The organism is Halopseudomonas pelagia (assembly GCF_009497895.1).
Taxonomy (GTDB): Bacteria; Pseudomonadota; Gammaproteobacteria; order Pseudomonadales; family Pseudomonadaceae; genus Halopseudomonas; species Halopseudomonas pelagia_A.
Genome location: NZ_CP033116.1, coordinates 4,058,221 through 4,075,116, shown reverse-complemented (window position 1 = coordinate 4,075,116; position 16,896 = coordinate 4,058,221). Strand labels below are relative to the sequence as shown.

Annotated in this window: 11 protein-coding genes; all 11 read right to left on the bottom strand. The window is 59.1% G+C overall.

The window, feature by feature from the left end; translation table 11 throughout:
- Positions 1 to 2: 2 nt before the first annotated feature.
- On the bottom strand, positions 3 to 1,550 hold the full coding sequence (glpD, locus tag EAO82_RS18695) for a glycerol-3-phosphate dehydrogenase (protein ID WP_096347140.1): 1,548 nt from the start codon (positions 1,548 to 1,550) through the stop codon (positions 3 to 5).
- Positions 1,551 to 1,672: 122 nt separating this feature from the next.
- On the bottom strand, positions 1,673 to 4,450 hold the full coding sequence (locus EAO82_RS21145) for a DUF1631 family protein (RefSeq protein ID WP_153274302.1): 2,778 nt from the start codon (positions 4,448 to 4,450) through the stop codon (positions 1,673 to 1,675).
- A gap of 5 nt (positions 4,451 to 4,455) precedes the next feature.
- Positions 4,456 to 5,541 carry a DUF1631 family protein gene (locus EAO82_RS21140; RefSeq protein WP_153274301.1) on the bottom strand — a complete coding sequence of 362 codons (1,086 nt, stop codon included), beginning with the start codon at positions 5,539 to 5,541 and terminating at the stop codon, positions 4,456 to 4,458.
- Between the two features lie 188 nt (positions 5,542 to 5,729).
- Positions 5,730 to 7,082 carry a sigma-54-dependent transcriptional regulator gene (locus EAO82_RS18680; RefSeq protein ID WP_096346004.1) on the bottom strand — a complete coding sequence of 451 codons (1,353 nt, stop codon included), beginning with the start codon at positions 7,080 to 7,082 and terminating at the stop codon, positions 5,730 to 5,732.
- A gap of 3 nt (positions 7,083 to 7,085) precedes the next feature.
- Positions 7,086 to 8,909 (bottom strand): ATP-binding protein, encoded by a 1,824-nt coding sequence (locus tag EAO82_RS18675; protein ID WP_096346003.1) that lies wholly within the window; start codon positions 8,907 to 8,909, stop codon positions 7,086 to 7,088.
- Positions 8,910 to 8,998: 89 nt separating this feature from the next.
- Positions 8,999 to 11,200: a TRAP transporter permease gene (locus tag EAO82_RS18670; RefSeq protein WP_096346002.1), complete on the bottom strand. Its 2,202-nt coding sequence runs from the start codon at positions 11,198 to 11,200 to the stop codon at positions 8,999 to 9,001.
- Between the two features lie 68 nt (positions 11,201 to 11,268).
- Entirely contained in the window at positions 11,269 to 12,255 is a 987-nt protein-coding gene (locus EAO82_RS18665; RefSeq protein WP_096346001.1) for a TAXI family TRAP transporter solute-binding subunit, read from the bottom strand.
- A gap of 201 nt (positions 12,256 to 12,456) precedes the next feature.
- Complete coding sequence (urtE, locus tag EAO82_RS18660) at positions 12,457 to 13,152, bottom strand: urea ABC transporter ATP-binding subunit UrtE (RefSeq protein WP_096346007.1); 696 nt, start codon at positions 13,150 to 13,152, stop codon at positions 12,457 to 12,459.
- Between the two features lie 2 nt (positions 13,153 to 13,154).
- The gene (gene urtD, locus EAO82_RS18655) at positions 13,155 to 13,991 is read right to left on the bottom strand and encodes an urea ABC transporter ATP-binding protein UrtD (RefSeq protein WP_096346000.1); all 837 of its coding nucleotides are present in this window, start codon (positions 13,989 to 13,991) and stop codon (positions 13,155 to 13,157) included.
- Positions 13,988 to 15,046, bottom strand: coding sequence for an urea ABC transporter permease subunit UrtC (gene urtC / locus EAO82_RS18650; protein WP_231703376.1), 1,059 nt, complete (start codon positions 15,044 to 15,046; stop codon positions 13,988 to 13,990). The genes urtD and urtC overlap by 4 nt, the downstream gene beginning before the upstream one ends.
- A gap of 90 nt (positions 15,047 to 15,136) precedes the next feature.
- Positions 15,137 to 16,723 carry an urea ABC transporter permease subunit UrtB gene (urtB, locus tag EAO82_RS18645; RefSeq protein WP_231703244.1) on the bottom strand — a complete coding sequence of 529 codons (1,587 nt, stop codon included), beginning with the start codon at positions 16,721 to 16,723 and terminating at the stop codon, positions 15,137 to 15,139.
- Between the last annotated feature and the right edge of the window lie 173 nt (positions 16,724 to 16,896).

Below are 16,896 nucleotides of genomic sequence, written 5' to 3'. Positions count from 1 at the left end.
CGCTATGGACTTTCTGTCTCTGCCGGGGCGGTGGCGCGGCTGCCAAGCAGTTGCGCAATCTTGTGCTCCAAAGCCGGATGGGCCGAGTGTTGCAGATGCAATCCCAGCTTGGTGCGCCGCCACAAAATGTCGTTGACAGTGCAAGCCCATTCTTCGCGCACCAGATAGCTGACTTCCTGCTCATACAGCCCCGCGCCGTAGTGCTCGCCAAGGCTTTCCAGGCTATCGCAATCTGCGAGGATATGCCGGCACAAGGTGCCATAGGTGCGCACCCAACGTTTGAGTACTTTGGCCGGGAGCCACGGATATTGCTCGGCGAGCTCGCGTTGCAGGCTGGGTTGATCGAGAAAGTCGCCGCCGGGCAGCGTCGCCTTGCTGGTCCAGGCCGGGCCGGCGTCGGCAAAGAACTGGCACAGACTGTCCGTCGCGGCTTCTGCCAGTTTGCGATAAGTGGTGATTTTGCCGCCAAAGATCGACAGCAGTGGCGCCGCTCCTGCTGGTGCGTCCAGCTCGAAGCTGTAGTCGCGCGAGGCTTTCTGTGCGGTGGCCGACTCGTCGTCCATCAGCGGTCTGACGCCGGAAAAACTCCAGACGATGTCACTGGCGCTGATGGTGTCACGGAAATGGCTGTTGACCACCGCCAGCAAATAATCGATTTCCTCGGTGGAAATGCTCACCTGGGAGGGATCACCCTGGTAATCGACATCGGTGGTGCCGATCAATGAAAAATCATCCTCATAGGGAATCACAAACACGATACGGCCATCACTGTTCTGCAGAATATAAGCGTGCTCGCCGATGTTCATCCGCGGCACGACAATATGGCTGCCCTTGACCATGCGTATCTGTTTGGCCGCAGTCTGACCCACGGCTTGAGTAAGTACCTTACTGACCCAGGGCCCCGCGGCGTTGACCAGGGCGCGGCACCGGTATTCGGATTGCTCACCACTATGCAGGTCTTCCATCAGCACCCGCCACAGCGTGCCTTCGCGCACCGCACTGACACAGCGCGAGCGGGTGCGGATGAGTGCACCCCTGGCGGCTGCAGCCTTGGCGCAAAGCACCACCAGCCTCGCGTCATCTACCCAGCCATCGGAATACAGGAATCCACGGGTAATGCTCTTGACCAGCGGGCTGTCGGTGTTGAAACGGATGCCTTTCGACGCCGGCAGCAGTTCACGGCGGGCCAGATGGTCATACAGGAACAGACCGATACGGATCATCCAGGCCGGGCGCAGGTGGGGCTGATGGGGCAGGCAGAAACGCATCGGCCACATAATGTGCGGTGCATTGCGCAGCAGCGATTCGCGTTCGGCCAATGCCTCCCGGACCAGACGAAATTCATAGAACTCCAGATAACGCAGCCCGCCATGAATCAGCTTGCTGCTGCTGGAAGACGTGGCCGAGGCCAGGTCGTTCATCTCGCAGAGCATTACCTTGAGACCGCGGCCGGCTGCATCCAGCGCGATGCCGGTGCCGTTGACGCCACCGCCAATAACCACTACGTCTAGGGGGGCTGGATTCAAGGAGTCTTGCTCTGAAGAGGTCATGGGTCAGCTCTGAAACAGGGTAGGCACTGCCCCAATAGTACACAGCAAGTGATGGGTGGTCATGCTGCTACACGTCTGGTAACGGTTGTATGCCTGGTGGCGCGCCAGGCATGTGCTCAGGCTCAGGCCGGTTGCTGCGCTAGCGGGCTTTTCAGGTCCAGATTGTCAAGCAAGCCTGGCAGCCCATGCACATGGCCTTGAGCGTAGTCCACGCCAATGCTCCTGACGGTTTCCAGAATATCTTCGGCGGCAACGTATTCAGCAATGACTTTCTTGTTCAGGTAGTGACCCATCTCGGTGATCGAGCGCACCAGCGCGAAGTCCACATCGCTGCGGGTGATGTCGCGTACAAAGGCGCCGTCGATCTTGATGAAATCCACCGGCAACCGTTTGAGGTAAGAGTATGAAGACTGACCCACGCCAAAATCGTCCAGGGAAAAACGGCAGCCGATACTGCGCATCTCGTTGATAAAGTCGGCGGCGTCTTCCAGATTGGCCACGGCGGTGGTTTCGGTGATCTCGAAAATCAACTTGTCCCGCGGTACCTGGTAGCGCACCAGCGCGTCAAACAGGTAGTCGAGGAAGGAATCATCGTTCATCGAATGACCCGACAGGTTGATCGAGAAGCCGCCGAACAGGTGCATCTGATCCTGATGCTCCATCATCCAGCGCAACACGGTTTCGATTACCCAGCGGTCGACCGAGCCCATGCGATTGTAATCTTCTGCCACCTTGATGAAGTCCGCCGGCGGCATGTGCTCGCCCTGGTCATCAATCACCGTGAGCAGCACTTCGTAGTGGGGCAGAGCGGCGTCCTGCTGATGCAGCGGGGCGATTTTCTGGCAGCGCAGTTTCAGGTTGTTTTCATCCAGTGCACGGTTGATGCGGGTGACCCAGGTCATCACCTCATCCAGCTCTTCGAGGCGTTCATCGCCAGGCAGTACCAGTTGAATGTCCTTATAGCCGGAACGTTTGGATATTTCAGCGGCAGCTTCAACCGAGCGCAATAGGTCCATGACCCGCTGATTTTCATGATCGAAGCCCAGCATTGCCACGACAGTATTGATGACGAAACTATGATGCTCATGTACGAAACGTGTGGTTTCGATCGCGGTTTTCAGCTCCGTGGCCAGCCGGTAGCCGGCTTTCTCCGCTTCCATGGGGGCGAGAATCGCGAACTGATCGGGGCCGACCCGACCAACCAGCGCCTCGGTGTCGACAAAGCTGCTGATGCGCCGCGCCAGTTCGTTGAGGAAGCGGTCGCCGGTTTCATAGCCACAGGTATTGTTGATCACCTTGAACTGCTGAATATCGAGGAAGATCAGCGTGTAGGTGGTCTGCTCCTGCTGCGCCTGGGCTACACACTGAGCCAGGCAGCGGGAAAACTCCTTGCGCGTCAGCAGGCCAGTCAGTTGATCGTGAGAAGAATCGAAGGCCAGTTTGTCATAGATTTTCTGCACCAGCGCATCCAGCCCCTGTTCAACTGCGGGCATGGCGGTGTCGTGAATCAGCTCCAGGTGACCGTCGCGCAGCAACTGGGCAACCTGCTCAAGTGACAGGCCTACGGTTTTGGTGCCATGGTGATTGGCGAACATGAACTGGCTGGCGTCATCGGCCATCCATACCAATTGATACAGCTGAGTGGGTTGCTGATCCCGAGTCAGCTCGAACCATTGCGAGACTTTCAGGTTACGGGCGCGTTTGAGCCAGCGTACCAGCCCTATATCGGTATCGATCTGGGCAGCCAGGCGCGCATCGAGCACATCGCTGTTCAGCTCCGCCGAGCTGTAGAGCGCCATTGGTGTGGTGTCTTGTATGCCGCTGCTCAGCAACTGGGCAATCTGCTCGATCATGTCGGCGTGCGCGTAACCGTCTTCGGGCACTTTGGAGAGCCCCTTGCCCAGCAGTTTGAGCAACTGGTCCGGGGTTTGCAGCGGTTGCCGTGCCTTGTTGCTCTGCGGTAGCAGATGCCAGAGCAATTGGGTTAACACTGTCAGGCTCATCGTCCAGGAGGCACTGCTGATCCCTTCGCGCAGGTAGCTCAGGCGCATCAGATCCTTCCAGCCGTGATTAACCAGATCGATCAGTACGGTCGGCACCGGACGATCAAACAGCTCGCTCAATTGGCGCTCGATCTGCCGGTTGGCCTGGATCAGGCGTTGCTGACCTGCGCAGGTTTCACGAATACGGCTGAGGTTGCGTTCTATAAAACGTTTTTCCCGGGAGACCAGCTCATCCAGATTTTCCAGACTCTGGCTGAACGCCTGAGTGTCGTCCTCGCTCTCCAGAATATGTCGGATGCTTTCAAGTATCGGGCCTTTGTTGGCCTCCAGGTTGATACTGCCCTGATCCGATAGCAGCGCGAGATAATTCACCGCCTGGCGCGCTGGATGAAAATCGCCACTGAACAGCTCCGGATCCTTGAGCATGATCTTCAACAGCGGTACCTGCAGTTTGCGCAGTTCCTCCTTGAGGTCACTTGCTACCCGCTCGTTCTGCACAATGCTATCAAACAGCGTTTCGATCATTTCGACCGAGTCATGTTCGAACTCGCTCAGCTCCATCCGCGCGCCGCCGCTGGCCTGCATCAGTTGCTGCTTGAGCGCGCCAGGGCCAGTAAAGCTGACCTGACCTTGCAGCATCCGCGCCTTGATATCATTCAGCGCGGTTAGCGCGGTGGAGGATGGCTGCATGCCCGTGCTCGAGCTGTTCTCAACCAGTTGCTGACGTGGGTGAGTCAACTGCCGCTGGATATTCATCAATTGGCTGGCTGCACCGAACGCCTGGCCAGTGCCCGATGCAGGGTAAGCCTCTGAGGCGGACTCCGGTGGCGGCTGGTGGTCAGCCTCAGCGGCCGTTGGCTGTGGCGCCGACGCAGGGGCGGCAGGCGCTTCGGCCATGTTCTCTACTGCCGCCACCGCGGGGGCGGGCGGGCCGAACGAGGCTGCTGAGCTTGCGAAGCCAAATAGTGATTCACGTCCAGACCGGGAAGAATATCGGCGTCGACCAGGAGTTTGTTGAGTTCCTGATAGGCGATTTCCAACTGCGCAAGGATGCGCTCCTGCAGCACCTTGAAAACCACCTCGATAACCTTGTTGTTAAGCCCGAGATGACGAATCACTTCGAAAAAGGTGTTGCACAGCGCCGAAGGTGAGTAAGGGTTGAAAGTTCGGCTGGCGCCGCGATTGCCGAAAGCGGCATCAATGCGCAGTTGCAGTTCTATCAAGCTGTCGCGCAGCTGCAGCTCAGTTCGCGATATGGCGACGCGCACGACCAGCCAATCCTCGAAATCATGCTTGTCGACCAGCGCCAGCGTGTGCACCTTGCCCTCGTTCTGCTCGGCGACCTGCTCCGGAACCTGCCGGCCCAGCGCAATATCCAGTGCTGTTTCGCCTATGCGGTTGACCGTCGCGCCAAGCACCCGCTGGCGTTGCTTTCGAAACAGCGCGATGGCATCAAAGAAGGGTTGTTGCAGGGCCTGGGTCTTTTGCCGGTCGGCTTCAATCAGCAGGGCGGTTTCCAGTTCGCCGAAATAGCCGGTGAAGTGATCTTCCAAAAACAGCTTGAACGCCAGATTGGTGCTCTTTGCCAGGTTCTCCCTGCGTTCCGGGCTGAGTTGCTGCTGCCCGGCCAGCAGTTTGCGCGGTAGCGCTGCCGAGCTGGCGCGGTTGCCTTGGGTCGCTTGCTGTAGCGCCGTGTAGTTTTCCTGGCTTGGCACCACCAGCCGCAGACCTGCGCCCTGATCGGTGAAGCGTACCACCTCCACATCCATGGCAATGCTGCGGTCGGGCAGTTCCAGGCAGATACTCGCGGGCCTTGCCTGGCTTGACCCTGTGCTGCGTTTTAGCCGAGCCAGCACCAGATCGTCCAGGCTGACGAGCATGCCAGCCTGACTGAAATCACGAATGATGCAACGGAAGTTGTCATTCAGACTCAGGCTGAGTACGGCATTAAACTCGGCGGCCTTTCGTGGCCATCTTCTCTTTTCCATGACTACACCATTGGCAGGACTGCAAGTCGTTCGCCCAGTTTAGATGTGAACCGGGCAAATGTCCCTTGCTGCGACGCAAGCAATCGGGCTGCTGTTCTTTAGGTAGTCACTTTGGCGCGGTCGGTCAGGCTAGGTGACAGCTTCATAGTCATTAACGTTGCGTATGGCGTCGGTCATCTGGTTGTATTTCAGTCCTTGAAGTCGGCCTTGTCCAGGCCATGCCTCTTCATCTTGTCGTACAGGGTTTTGCGTGCCAGCCCGAGTTGCATCATCACTTCCTTGATGCTGCCCTGGCAAGCTTGCAAGGCGCTGGAAATCAGACTCTGTTCGTAGGCATCAAGCATCTCTGCCAGGGTTTGCTGGTTGGAGCCGCTGGCCGGGCGATCAGACTGCGGCGCCGTCAGCGCCGAGGCACCCATCAGGACATAGCGTTCAGCCAGATTGCGCAACTCACGGACATTGCCCGGCCAATCATGCTGCATCAATGCCGCGGCCTGGCCGGCGTCCAGCGGAATGCTTTCGCGGTCGTAGCGAGAGGCGGCAATCAGGGCAAAGTGGTGGAACAGCAAGGGCACATCCTGCTTGCGCTCGCGCAGCGGCGGAATATCGATCTGCACCACGTTGAGCCGGTAGAACAGATCCGCGCGGAATTCACCGGCATCGCTTTGCGCCTTTAAATCCGACTTGGTGGCGGCGATGATGCGCACGTCCACCGCTATCTGCTGATTGCTCCCGAGTCTTTCCACCTTGCGTTCTTCCAGAACGCGCAGCAGTTTTACCTGCAGGGCCAGCGGCATGCTTTCCAGCTCGTCGAGAAACAAGGTGCCTTTGTGCGCGTATTCAAACTTGCCGATCCGGCGCTTCTCGGCACCGGTAAAGGCGCCGGCCTCATGACCGAACAGCTCGCTCTCGATCAGGCTTTCCGGTACCGCGCCACAATTGATGGCAACAAAATTGTGCTCGCTGCGATTGCTGTTCTCATGGATGTAACGGGCAATGGCATCCTTGCCGGAGCCGGTTTCGCCGCGCAGCAGGATATCGGCATTGGTGTCGAGTAACGGATCCAGCATGGAGATCACCCGCTGCATGCTCGGCGAGGAGCCCAGCAGCCGGGGCCCAGGTCGTGTCAGTGTGCGTAGTTGTGCCTTGAGCTGGCGGTTTTCCAGGGCCAACTGGCGCTTTTCCAGCGCACGTTTGAGTATTTCGATCAAACCGTCATGGTGAAAGGGCTTCTCGATAAAGTCATAAGCGCCCTGGCGCATGGCGCTGACGGCAGTGCTGATATCGCCCTGGCCGGTCAGAATAATCACTGGGATGCTCGCGTCCAGCGCCTGGACCGCCTGCAGTACGGCCAATCCGTCCAGGCCGGGCATGTGGTAGTCGCACAGCACAATACCGGCAAATTCCCGGTCGATATACGCCAGCGCGCTGGCGCCGTCGCTAAAACAGCGAACGCTGAGATCCTCAAGCGACAAGGTTTGCGCCACGACCTGGCGAATGTCCGCATCGTCGTCGATAAACAGGATGTCTGGTGCTGGCATGGGTTAATCCGTTTTTGAGCGCGTTTGAAAGGTCAGTATAAACTCGGCGCCCTGGGTATCTGGCCGATTCTGCCCAACCAGTCTGCCTCCCAGTGCATCCATGATCTGACGCGATATCGACAGCCCCAGACCCAGGCCCTGTTTCATCGACTTGGTAGTGAAGAACGGCTCGAAGATCTGTTCGGTATTGGCCGGCAGGCCGGAGCCGTTATCACGCACCAGACACTCGATCTGCTGCCCCTGGACCTTGAGCTGTATATGAATCTCGGGTGCGGTGCTGCGCTCGACGGCCTGAACCGCGTTGGCAATCAGGTTGACCATTACCTGCTCTATGCGGATCAGGTCGCCGTGCACCATCACCGCTGTAGCGGGGCGCTGCCACTCGATCAGTATGCCATTGCTGCTGTCCTGGGCGCGGATGATCTTAAGTGCGGCATCAATCGGCAAACGCAGATCCACCTGGGATGGCAAGCCTTCGGATTTGCGCGCGAACACCTTGAACTGCCGGGTGAGCTCGGCCATCTTGTCGCACAGGCTGACGATCTCGCCTAGATTCGCATCCACCACATCCTGTTCGCCACGCTGCAGAAAACGCTGGCTGTTGCGCGCATAGGCCTGAATGGCGGTCAACGGCTGATTCATCTCGTGATTCAAGCCTGCGGACATCTGCCCCAGCACCGCCAGTTTGGCGGCCTGAATCAGTTCGCGCTGGGTTTCCTTCAACTCCTTCTCGGCGCGCTCGCGTTCGCGTATTTCGTCCAGCAATTGCTGGTTGGATGCCTTGAGATCCGCGGTCCGTTCCTTGACGCTGCGCTCGAGCTGTTCGCTGCGTTGCGCCAGTTCAGCCTCGCGACGCTGTCGTTCGCGCAGGTACAGCCAGGCCAGCATCAGCCCGGACAGCAGAATCAGACCGGTGATCAGAAAGCGCACCTGCGTCCAGAATACCGAGCGGGTGCCGATCAAGACTCTCAGCGTCCAGTCGCCATTGGGCAGCGGGGTTTGCAGACTGAGGTAATCCTGATGCTCGCCTTGCTCTTCGATGACCACCCGCTCGACGTTAGGTGATGCCCCCGGCGGCGTGCCAAGGTGAGTGATGTTCATTGGTCTGAGTTGCTGTGAGGCGTAGCGTTGTTCGCTTTGCAGTACCGCCTGACCTTCATCGGTCAGGGGTTCGAAGGCGCGGTACAGCCAGTTCGGCCGGCTGGCGAGGAAGCTGATGCCCTGGGCATCGGTGATCAGCATTTCTGCCTGGTTGAACGAGGTCGGCCGGCGCCACTGAGCCTCCAGCTCGGCCACCTGGATCTTCATCGCGATCACACCGATAGGCCTGGTGCTGTCATCGGGTGCCATTACCGCATGGGCAAAGTACAGACCGCGCATATCCGAAGTGGTACCCAGAGCGAAATAGAATGCCGGGGTGTTGGATTTGAATGCATTTTGAAAATACGGGCGGAAGCTGAAATTCCGGCCAATGAAATTGGCGCTTTGCTGGTAATTGCTCGCAGCTATGGTCAGGCCCTGATGATCCATCAGGTATATATCGGAACTGGCGACGATATTCGCCATCAATTGCATGATCTGGTTGGCTGTGTCGATCAGTGCCGGGTTTCCTGGGGAGGTCAGCGCCTGGCGCAGCTGTGGATGTTGTGCGGCCAGGGTGACGATCGGCTCATAGCGTTTGATTTCGTTACTGATCAGTTGGCTGTAGCGAAACGACTCGTCCTGACTTTCGCGCTCAACCTGCCGATAGCCGAACAAGGTGCCGGTCTGCCAGGCGGCAAGGCCGGCCAGACTGAAGCACAGGGCAATCCAGAACGGATGTTTCATTTTTGTTGGCCCAGAGAGAACAGGGCTGAGATTAGCTGGCCCTGAGGGTATGAACAACCCGCCAGCCAAGCTGACGGGTTGTTATCTGGCTAGAGCGTATGAGGTGCGACAGTGCGGCCGCGCTTCTTCTGTAGCGCAAAAGCGATCAACGCTGCGGCAACACCCAGCACGTCGGTCAACAAGCCGCCTTCGATCATCAGCAGTGCGGCGGCTACCAGCGTTATTCGCACCAGCCAGGAAGCGGCGTGATTGGCAAACCAGCCCTGCACCGCTGCGGAGAGCAGATACACCCCCACGGTCGCGGTGATCAGCGCCTGGGCAATGGCCAGCCAGGTATCGTTCATCAACAGCGCGCCGTTGTAGAAGAACATGAACGGTACGATAAACGCGGCTAGGCCGATCTTGAACGACTCCATTGAGGTTTCCATCGGGTTCGCCCCGGAGATCCCGGCTGCGGCGAAAGACGCCAGCGCTACTGGCGGCGTAATGGCCGACACCACCGCGAAGTAGAACACAAAGAAATGCGCTGTCAGCGGGTCGATGCCCAGCTGAATCAGACCGGGGGCGACCACCGAAGCCGCCACCGCATAGGCTGCCGTGGTGGGCATGCCCATACCCAGCATGATCGAAATCAGCATGGCGAACACCAACGCCAGGAACTGGCTGGCGTCGGCGACGCCGAGCAGCAGGGAGGAGAAACGTGAGCCGACACCAGTTAGCGAGATGACCCCGACAATCACGCCGGCACAGGCGCAGACCACGATGATCTGAATCGCCATGATGCCGGCCAGCTCCAGAGCCTTGAGAATGCCAGCCAGCCCCATCTTGTTCGGCGACAGCCAACTGACCACGGCAGCAGAAATGGTCGCCAGGGTACCCGCACGGATCACCGAGTAGCCCATGAACAGCGCGACGATCAATATCACGATGGGGATGAACAGATACACCTGGCGGATCAGCTTGCCGAGTTGCGGCAGCTCATCCTTGCGCATGCCGCGCATGCCGGTTTTCGCGGCTTCGAAGTCGACCATGAAGTACACGGAGACGAAATACAGGATGGCCGGAATAACCGCCGCCATGGCGATCTCGGTGTAAGGGATGCCGGTGATTTCGGCCATGATGAAAGCGCCAGCACCCATGATTGGCGGCATGATCTGCCCACCGGTGGAGGCGGCGGCCTCAACCGCACCGGCAGTCTTCTTGCTGTAACCGACCTTCTTCATCAGGGGTATGGTCAGCGAGCCGGTGGCGACCACGTTACCCGCGCTGGTGCCGTTGATCATGCCCATCAGACCGGAGGCGAAAATCGACACCTTGGCTGGGCCACCACGCGAACGACCGGCACAGGCAAAGGCGAAATTGACGAAGTATTCGCCGACTTTTGATGCCTGCAAAAACGCGGCAAAAATGATGAACAGGATGATGTAGGTGGAGGATACCGCCGTGGTCGGTCCGAGCACGCCAATATCGGTGTAGACCTGGCTGAAGAAGCGCTTCACGCCCAGCCCGGGGTAACCTAGAAAGCCGGGCATGTAGGGCCCGCTGAACACATAAGCGAGAAAGCATAGCGCGATGATAACCAATGCCATGCCGGCCACCCGGCGGGTCATTTCCATGATCAGCGCGGTTCCGGCCACGGCGGCGAAGGAAATGCCCACCGGCGAGAAGGAGGTGCCGGTGCTCATACGCAATGGCGAGTTATAGATGATCAGCAGATAGCTTGCGGCGGCGATCGAGCAGATGATCAGCTGTAGATCGGGCAAGCTGAAGCTGGCGCGCTCGCGGCGGTGAAACCAGCTCAAGATGATTCCCAGCCCGGTAGCAGCCAACAACGGCCAGCCATAATGCCAGGATTCCAGTTCAGGGGTCATGCGCATGGTGCCGCTTTGCATCAGGCGATACATCACCCCCGTTTGCACCAGAGCGTAGGTCGCGGGAACCATCAGCGCCAGGGCGGCAAAATTGGTCCAGCGCTGCGCGGGTCGGCCGTCCTCCGCGGTAGCAAAGCGTGAGCCGGAGAAAAACAGGTAGCCCAGAATCAGCGCGCCGGTGACGTGGACAATGCGAAAGCTCCACGACTCCATTGGCGAGATATTCAATACATACAAATGGAAAGCCGAGTAGAGAATCGCCAGCGCCGTGACGGCGCGTAACATCCAGCCGCCAAACAGGCGACGGTTGGATTCCACCGGCTCATCATCCACGCCTTCAATCACGATGGGCGTCAGCGGCTCGCCATGGGACGGAATCAGCGGCTCATGCTCGCTGACAGCTTTGTGTGTTTTTGTCATGGTGCACCTGTAGACCGGAGAGGTGAACGGGCTGCCAGAGCAGCCCGCTGATCACGTTAGCTGACGAATCAGTCCTTGATCGGAGCCGAGTCGAGGTTATGGCCTTGCTCGGTGAAATAGCGCGCTGCACCGGGGTGCCAGGGCAACACGGTATTCTTGTCCAGGTGCTCGGGCGTGCTGGTTACAGCCGCCTGGTGAATGGACTGCATGCGCTCGTTGTTTTCCATGGTCAGCTTGGTCACTTCATACACAAAGCTTTCCGGCAGGTCGCAATTGGCCACGGTGAAGTTCCACATCGATACGGCGTGGGAGTCTTCGCTCAGGGAGCTGTAGGTATCGGCAGGGATGATGAATTCGGACACCGGGTAGGCGGCGAGAATGGTCGCCATTTCCTCTTCGTTGAAGCCGATGATATTGACCTTGGTCTGCACTTCAAGCTGGCTGACCGTCGGGATCGGCACGCCAGCGGCAAAGCCTACCGCATCCAGCAGGCCATCCTGCAACTGGCTGCCCAGATCGTCCCAGCTGCCGTTACGGCGAACGAATTTCACGCCCAATGTTTCCAGCATTTTCGGAAAATATTCATCCGAACTGGAGCCGGCGGGGCCGAAGCCGATACGCGCATCGGGCTTGATATCGGAGATGCTGCTGATGCCTGAGCTGGACAGCGCGGCCAAGGAGAAGGGTGTTTCGTACAGAGGGAACATGGCGCAGACATTGTCCATTGCCATGCCCGGTGCCAGCGGGCTTTTGCCCTCTACGGCATCTTGCGCCGGCCCCATGGTTACCATGCCGAAGGCCAGATCGCCGGTATGCACCAGAGCCATGTTCTGCACTGGCCCGCCGGTCACCTCGGCACCACCGGAAACCCCGGTCTGCTCGGCGATAAAATTGGACCAGCCAGAGCCGTAGGCGAAATAAGTGCCGCCCTGGCTGGCGGTGCCGATGGTGAAATTGGACGGCCAGCCAGCACGATCTTGCGCGACGGTTAGGCTGCTGGACAGAAGGACGGTGGCTGAAACGGTGGCCAAGGCCAGGGTGCGAAGCTTGTGCATGTTATGACTCCAGAGTTTTTGTCTTTATTGGTCTGTTGGCGTGGTACTCAGGTCCAACGCGTTCTGGAGTTGTTGCAATCGACGGGCCAAGGCGCTTAGCGCCCTGTTCTAGAGGGGTTATATAGATTTATGAGATACAAAACGGGTGGTTTGCCACCCGTGATTGCAAAGGTGATGGGTGGATAGCCACCCATCGAATGGTTACACCGTCAGGTACTGCTGGACCAGGTCGTCGCTCAACTCGCCAATCGGCCCGTCCGCCACCACGCGGCCGCGCTCCATGATGAAGAAATCATCGGCAACGCGGCGGGCGAACGGCAGTTTCTGCTCGACCAGCAACACAGTAAGGCCCATGTCATTGTTCAGCTTGCGGATCACGTCGCCGATATCGCGGACGATGTTTGGCTGAATGCCCTCGGTGGGTTCGTCCAGAATCAGCAGTTTGGGGTCCAGCACCAGTGCTCGGCCGATGGCCAGCTGTTGCTGCTGGCCGCCGGAGAGGTCGCCACCGCGGCGGTGCTTCATTTCCTTGAGTACCGGAAACAGCTGGTAGATCTGCTCGGGAATCTGCCGCGCTCGATCCGCCCGTGCGCCGAGGGAAATCTTCAGATTTTCCTCCACGGTCAAAAGCGGAAAGATCTCTCGACCCTGGGGCACGTAACCGACGCCATTGCGGGCACGGTTCTCGGTGGACATCCGGGTGATGTCCGTGCCATTGAGCAGTATCTGCCCATCGCGGATCGGCAGCAGCCCGGTAATGCACTTGAGCAAGGTGGTCTTGCCCACACCATTGCGGCCCAGCAGGCAGCCGCAAGTGCCTTCCTTGAGATGCAGATCCAGGTCCCAGAGGATGTGGCTCTGATTGTAAAACTGATTTACCGATTGGATACGCAGCACCGTCATTCTCCCAGATAGACTTCGATCACCCGCGGGTCGTTCTGCACCTGGTCCATGCTGCCTTCGGCGAGCACAGATCCCTGATGCAGCACCGTCACCTTGCGGGCAATGGAACGGACGAAGGCCATATCGTGTTCGACCACGATCACTGAATGCCGGCCGGCCAGCGAGGTCAGCAGTTGCGCAGTGTGTTCGACCTCTTCGCCAGTCATCCCGGCGACCGGCTCATCCACCAGCAGGACACGCGGGTTCTGTACCAGCAACATGCCGATCTCCAGCCATTGCTTCTGCCCATGGGACAGCGCACCGGCTTCCTGCTGGTAGTGCTCGGTCAGACCGATCTGCTGCAGTACTTCGTCGATGCGGTCGCGCTGCTCGCCGCTCAAGTCGTGGTTCAGGGTGTACCAGACCTTCTTGTTCGAGGCGGTAGCCAGCTCCAGATTCTCGAACACGCTCAGGGCTTCGAAAATGGTCGGCTTCTGGAATTTGCGGCCGATGCCGCCGCGGGCGATTTCATGCTCGGCGCGCTTGAGCAGATCGATGCGTTGGCCGAACCAGATGCTGCCGGTGTCGGGTTTGGTCTTGCCGGTAATCACATCCATCATGGTGGTCTTGCCGGCGCCATTGGGGCCGATGATGCAGCGCAGTTCGCCATCGTCGATGTACAGGTTGAGATTGTTCAGCGCCTTGAAGCCGTCAAAGCTGACGCTGACATCTTCAACATAGAGAATCGGGCCATGACTGGTATCGATGGCCTTGTCGAAGGCCGGGGTTGGCTGCACGAAATCGAAGACCTGATCGCGGCGCCAGGTTTCCCGCAGTTGCTCTATGCTTTTCATGATTTGTCTCCCTTGCGGCGTACGCGGTCGAGTAGGCCGACCAGGCCCTTGGGCAGCAGCAACGTAACCAGCACAAACAGGCTGCCGAGGATGAACAGCCAGGTTTCCGGGGAAAAGGTGGTGAAGAAGGTCTTGGCGTAGTTGACCGCGAAAGCGCCGATAATCGCGCCAAACAGCGTGCCGCGCCCGCCGGTGGCGACCCAGACAACCATCTCGATGGAGTTCAATGGCGAGAACTCGCCCGGGTTGATGATGCCCACCTGGGGTACGTAAAGCGCGCCCGCGACACCGGCGAGCATCGCCGAAAACACGAACAGCCAGAGCTTGTAGGACTCGACCTTGTAACCAGAGAAACGCGTGCGGCTTTCAGCATCGCGTATCGCGATGATCACCCGGCCCATGCGCGAGGTGACGATGTAGCGGCAGGCCAGGTAGCCCAGCACCAGCGCAATCGCCGAGGCGATAAACAGGCCGACGCGGGTGGTCTTCGCCGCCAGATCGAAGCCGAGAATGTCCTTGAAGTCATTCAGGCCATTGTTGCCGCCAAAGCCCATCTCGTTACGGAAGAACGCCAGCATCAGCGCGTAGGTCAGTGCCTGGGTAATGATCGCGAAATACACCCCGGTGACCCGCGAGCGGAATGCCAGCCAGCCAAACACCAGGGCCAGCAGGCCCGGCACCAGCAGGATCATCAGCGCCGCGAACCAGAACATGTCGAAGCCCTGCCAGTACCAGGGCAAGGACTCCCAGTTGAGCACGACCATGAAGTCCATCAGCTCCGGGTGGCCATACACGCCGCGGTCACCGATCTGGCGCATCAGGTACATGCCCATGCCGTAGCCGCCAAGGCTGAAGAAAGCGCCGTGGCCCAGCGAGAGAATCCCGCAGTAGCCCCAGATCAGATCGACGGACAGCGCCAGCAGGGCAAAGCACAGAAACTTGCCGAGCAGGCCCACGGTAAAGTTGGATACGTAAAACGGTGAATCGGTTGGCAGCGCCAGGTTGCAGAACGGCACGATGATCGCGGTCAACACGACCAGGCCGAGCACCACCATACCGCCGCGGTCGCTGAGTAATAAACGTTGGGTCAGCATACTTCCCTCTCGATAGTCATTGGCTTGATTGGCAGGCGGATGAGTCAGTACTCAGTCCGCCGCCGCCCGTCCTTTTTGTGGGAAGAGACCCTTGGGCTTCTTCTGAATGAACAGGATCAGCATGATCAGCACCATTACCTTGGCCAGCATCGCGCCGGCGTAGGGCTCGAGGAAGTTGTTGATCAGCCCCAGACTCATCGCGCTGACCAGTGTGCCCCAGAGATTACCCACGCCGCCAAACACCACGACCATGAAGGAATCGATGATGTAGGCCTGGCCCAGGTTCGGGCCGACATTGGTGATCTGCGAAAGCGCCACGCCCGCGATCCCGGCAATGCCGGAACCCAAACCGAAGGTCAGGGCATCTACCCAGCTTGAGCGCACACCCACGGCGCGGGCCATGGCGCGGTTCTGCGACACGGCGCGGACCTTGAGGCCCAGCGAGGTGCGTTTGATCACCAGCAGCAGGGCAAAGAACACCATCAGGCCAAAGAGCAGGATGTACAGCCGGTTGTAGGTCAGCGACAGCACCGGGTTGATCACCAGCGTACCGCTGATCCAGTCCGGTGAACTGACCGAGCGGTTCAACGGGCCGAACAGGCTGCGTACGGCTTGCTGCAGTACCAGACTCAAGCCGAAGGTCGCCAGCAGGGTTTCCAGGGGACGGCCGTAAAGAAAGCGGATCACCCCGCGTTCGATCAGAATGCCAATCAGCCCGGTAACCAAAAAGGCCGCGGGGATGGCGATCAGCAGGCTCCATTCAATCAGGCCTGGGAACAGCGCTTGCACGCCCCAGGTGGTGTAGGCACCGAGCATGATCAGTTCGCCGTGGGCCATGTTGATCACGCCCATTACACCAAAGGTGATGGCCAGACCGATGGCTGCCAGCAGCAGCACAGAGCCGAGGCTCAGACCGAAGAACAGGTTTTCGGTGAAACGGTAGAATTTGATCCGACCTTGAATCGAGGCAATGGCCTCTTGAGCGGCGACGCGCAACTGCGGATCGGCGTCGTTATCTGCCACGTCGTTCAGCGCAATGCGCGCCTCCTGCTCCAGCGATCCGCTCAGTGAGTTGATCGCTTGCAGGCGCATGTCGCGGTCAACGCCCTGAATCTGGAACAACGCCAGCGCGGTATCAATGGCGTCCAGCACACGCCCAGACTCTTCTTCTGCCTGGCGATCGATCAGCATAGCCATGCCTTCGGCATCAATGCCGTCGCGGATAAACCGGCGTACGGCGTCATAGCGCACGTCGGCGCTTTCGTGGGTCAGATTCAGTTCGGCCAACTGGCCACGCAGTTGGGTGCGCAGGCTGTTGTTGACTGGCACGCGGCGCAGGCCTTCGTCGCTTTCCAATGTCGCGCCGGTCAGCGCGTTGGTAATGCTTTTGCCCTGGCGGACGGCCACGGTCGGTGGATCGTTCCGGTCGGCGAGCAGATCGCCTTCAACCAGAGCGTTGAGAATATCGATGAGTCGCTCGTCATCTTGCTGAAACAGTTGGCTGACGGTTTCGGCACGCTGGCGCAGGTTGCCCTGGACCAATTGCTGTACCTGTTGCTCGAAGCTGGCAACCTCGGGTGGCTCGCTATCTGCGGTTGCCTGGGCGCTGGCGTGCAGCGGCAATAGTGCTCCGATCATCAACATGAGCCAAAGGCCGACGGAGGTGAGCGCAGGCCTGAATGGTGCTCGGCAGTAAGTGGTCATAACACTTGTCCTGTTAACTTGGGCATGCCCGTATTCGGCGGGTGGGGCCGGGGGCTAACGCCGTCATTCCCTTGGTACGCAATGCATGGGAATGACGGGCTTTCAGC

What these genes read in the sequence shown, in the direction of transcription:
- glpD (WP_096347140.1), bottom strand. Translation starts at nt 1,550, where the DNA reads ATGACCTCTTCAGAGCAAGACTCCTTGAATCCAGCCCCCCTAGACGTA.
- EAO82_RS21145 (WP_153274302.1), bottom strand. Translation starts at nt 4,450, where the DNA reads ATGGCCGAAGCGCCTGCCGCCCCTGCGTCGGCGCCACAGCCAACGGCC.
- EAO82_RS21140 (WP_153274301.1), bottom strand. Translation starts at nt 5,541, where the DNA reads ATGGAAAAGAGAAGATGGCCACGAAAGGCCGCCGAGTTTAATGCCGTA.
- EAO82_RS18680 (WP_096346004.1), bottom strand. Translation starts at nt 7,082, where the DNA reads ATGCCAGCACCAGACATCCTGTTTATCGACGACGATGCGGACATTCGC.
- EAO82_RS18675 (WP_096346003.1), bottom strand. Translation starts at nt 8,909, where the DNA reads ATGAAACATCCGTTCTGGATTGCCCTGTGCTTCAGTCTGGCCGGCCTT.
- EAO82_RS18670 (WP_096346002.1), bottom strand. Translation starts at nt 11,200, where the DNA reads ATGACAAAAACACACAAAGCTGTCAGCGAGCATGAGCCGCTGATTCCG.
- EAO82_RS18665 (WP_096346001.1), bottom strand. Translation starts at nt 12,255, where the DNA reads ATGCACAAGCTTCGCACCCTGGCCTTGGCCACCGTTTCAGCCACCGTC.
- urtD (WP_096346000.1), bottom strand. Translation starts at nt 13,991, where the DNA reads ATGAAAAGCATAGAGCAACTGCGGGAAACCTGGCGCCGCGATCAGGTC.
- urtC (WP_231703376.1), bottom strand. Translation starts at nt 15,046, where the DNA reads ATGGTGGTGCTCGGCCTGGTCGTGTTGACCGCGATCATCGTGCCGTTC.
- urtB (WP_231703244.1), bottom strand. Translation starts at nt 16,723, where the DNA reads ATGATCGGAGCACTATTGCCGCTGCACGCCAGCGCCCAGGCAACCGCA.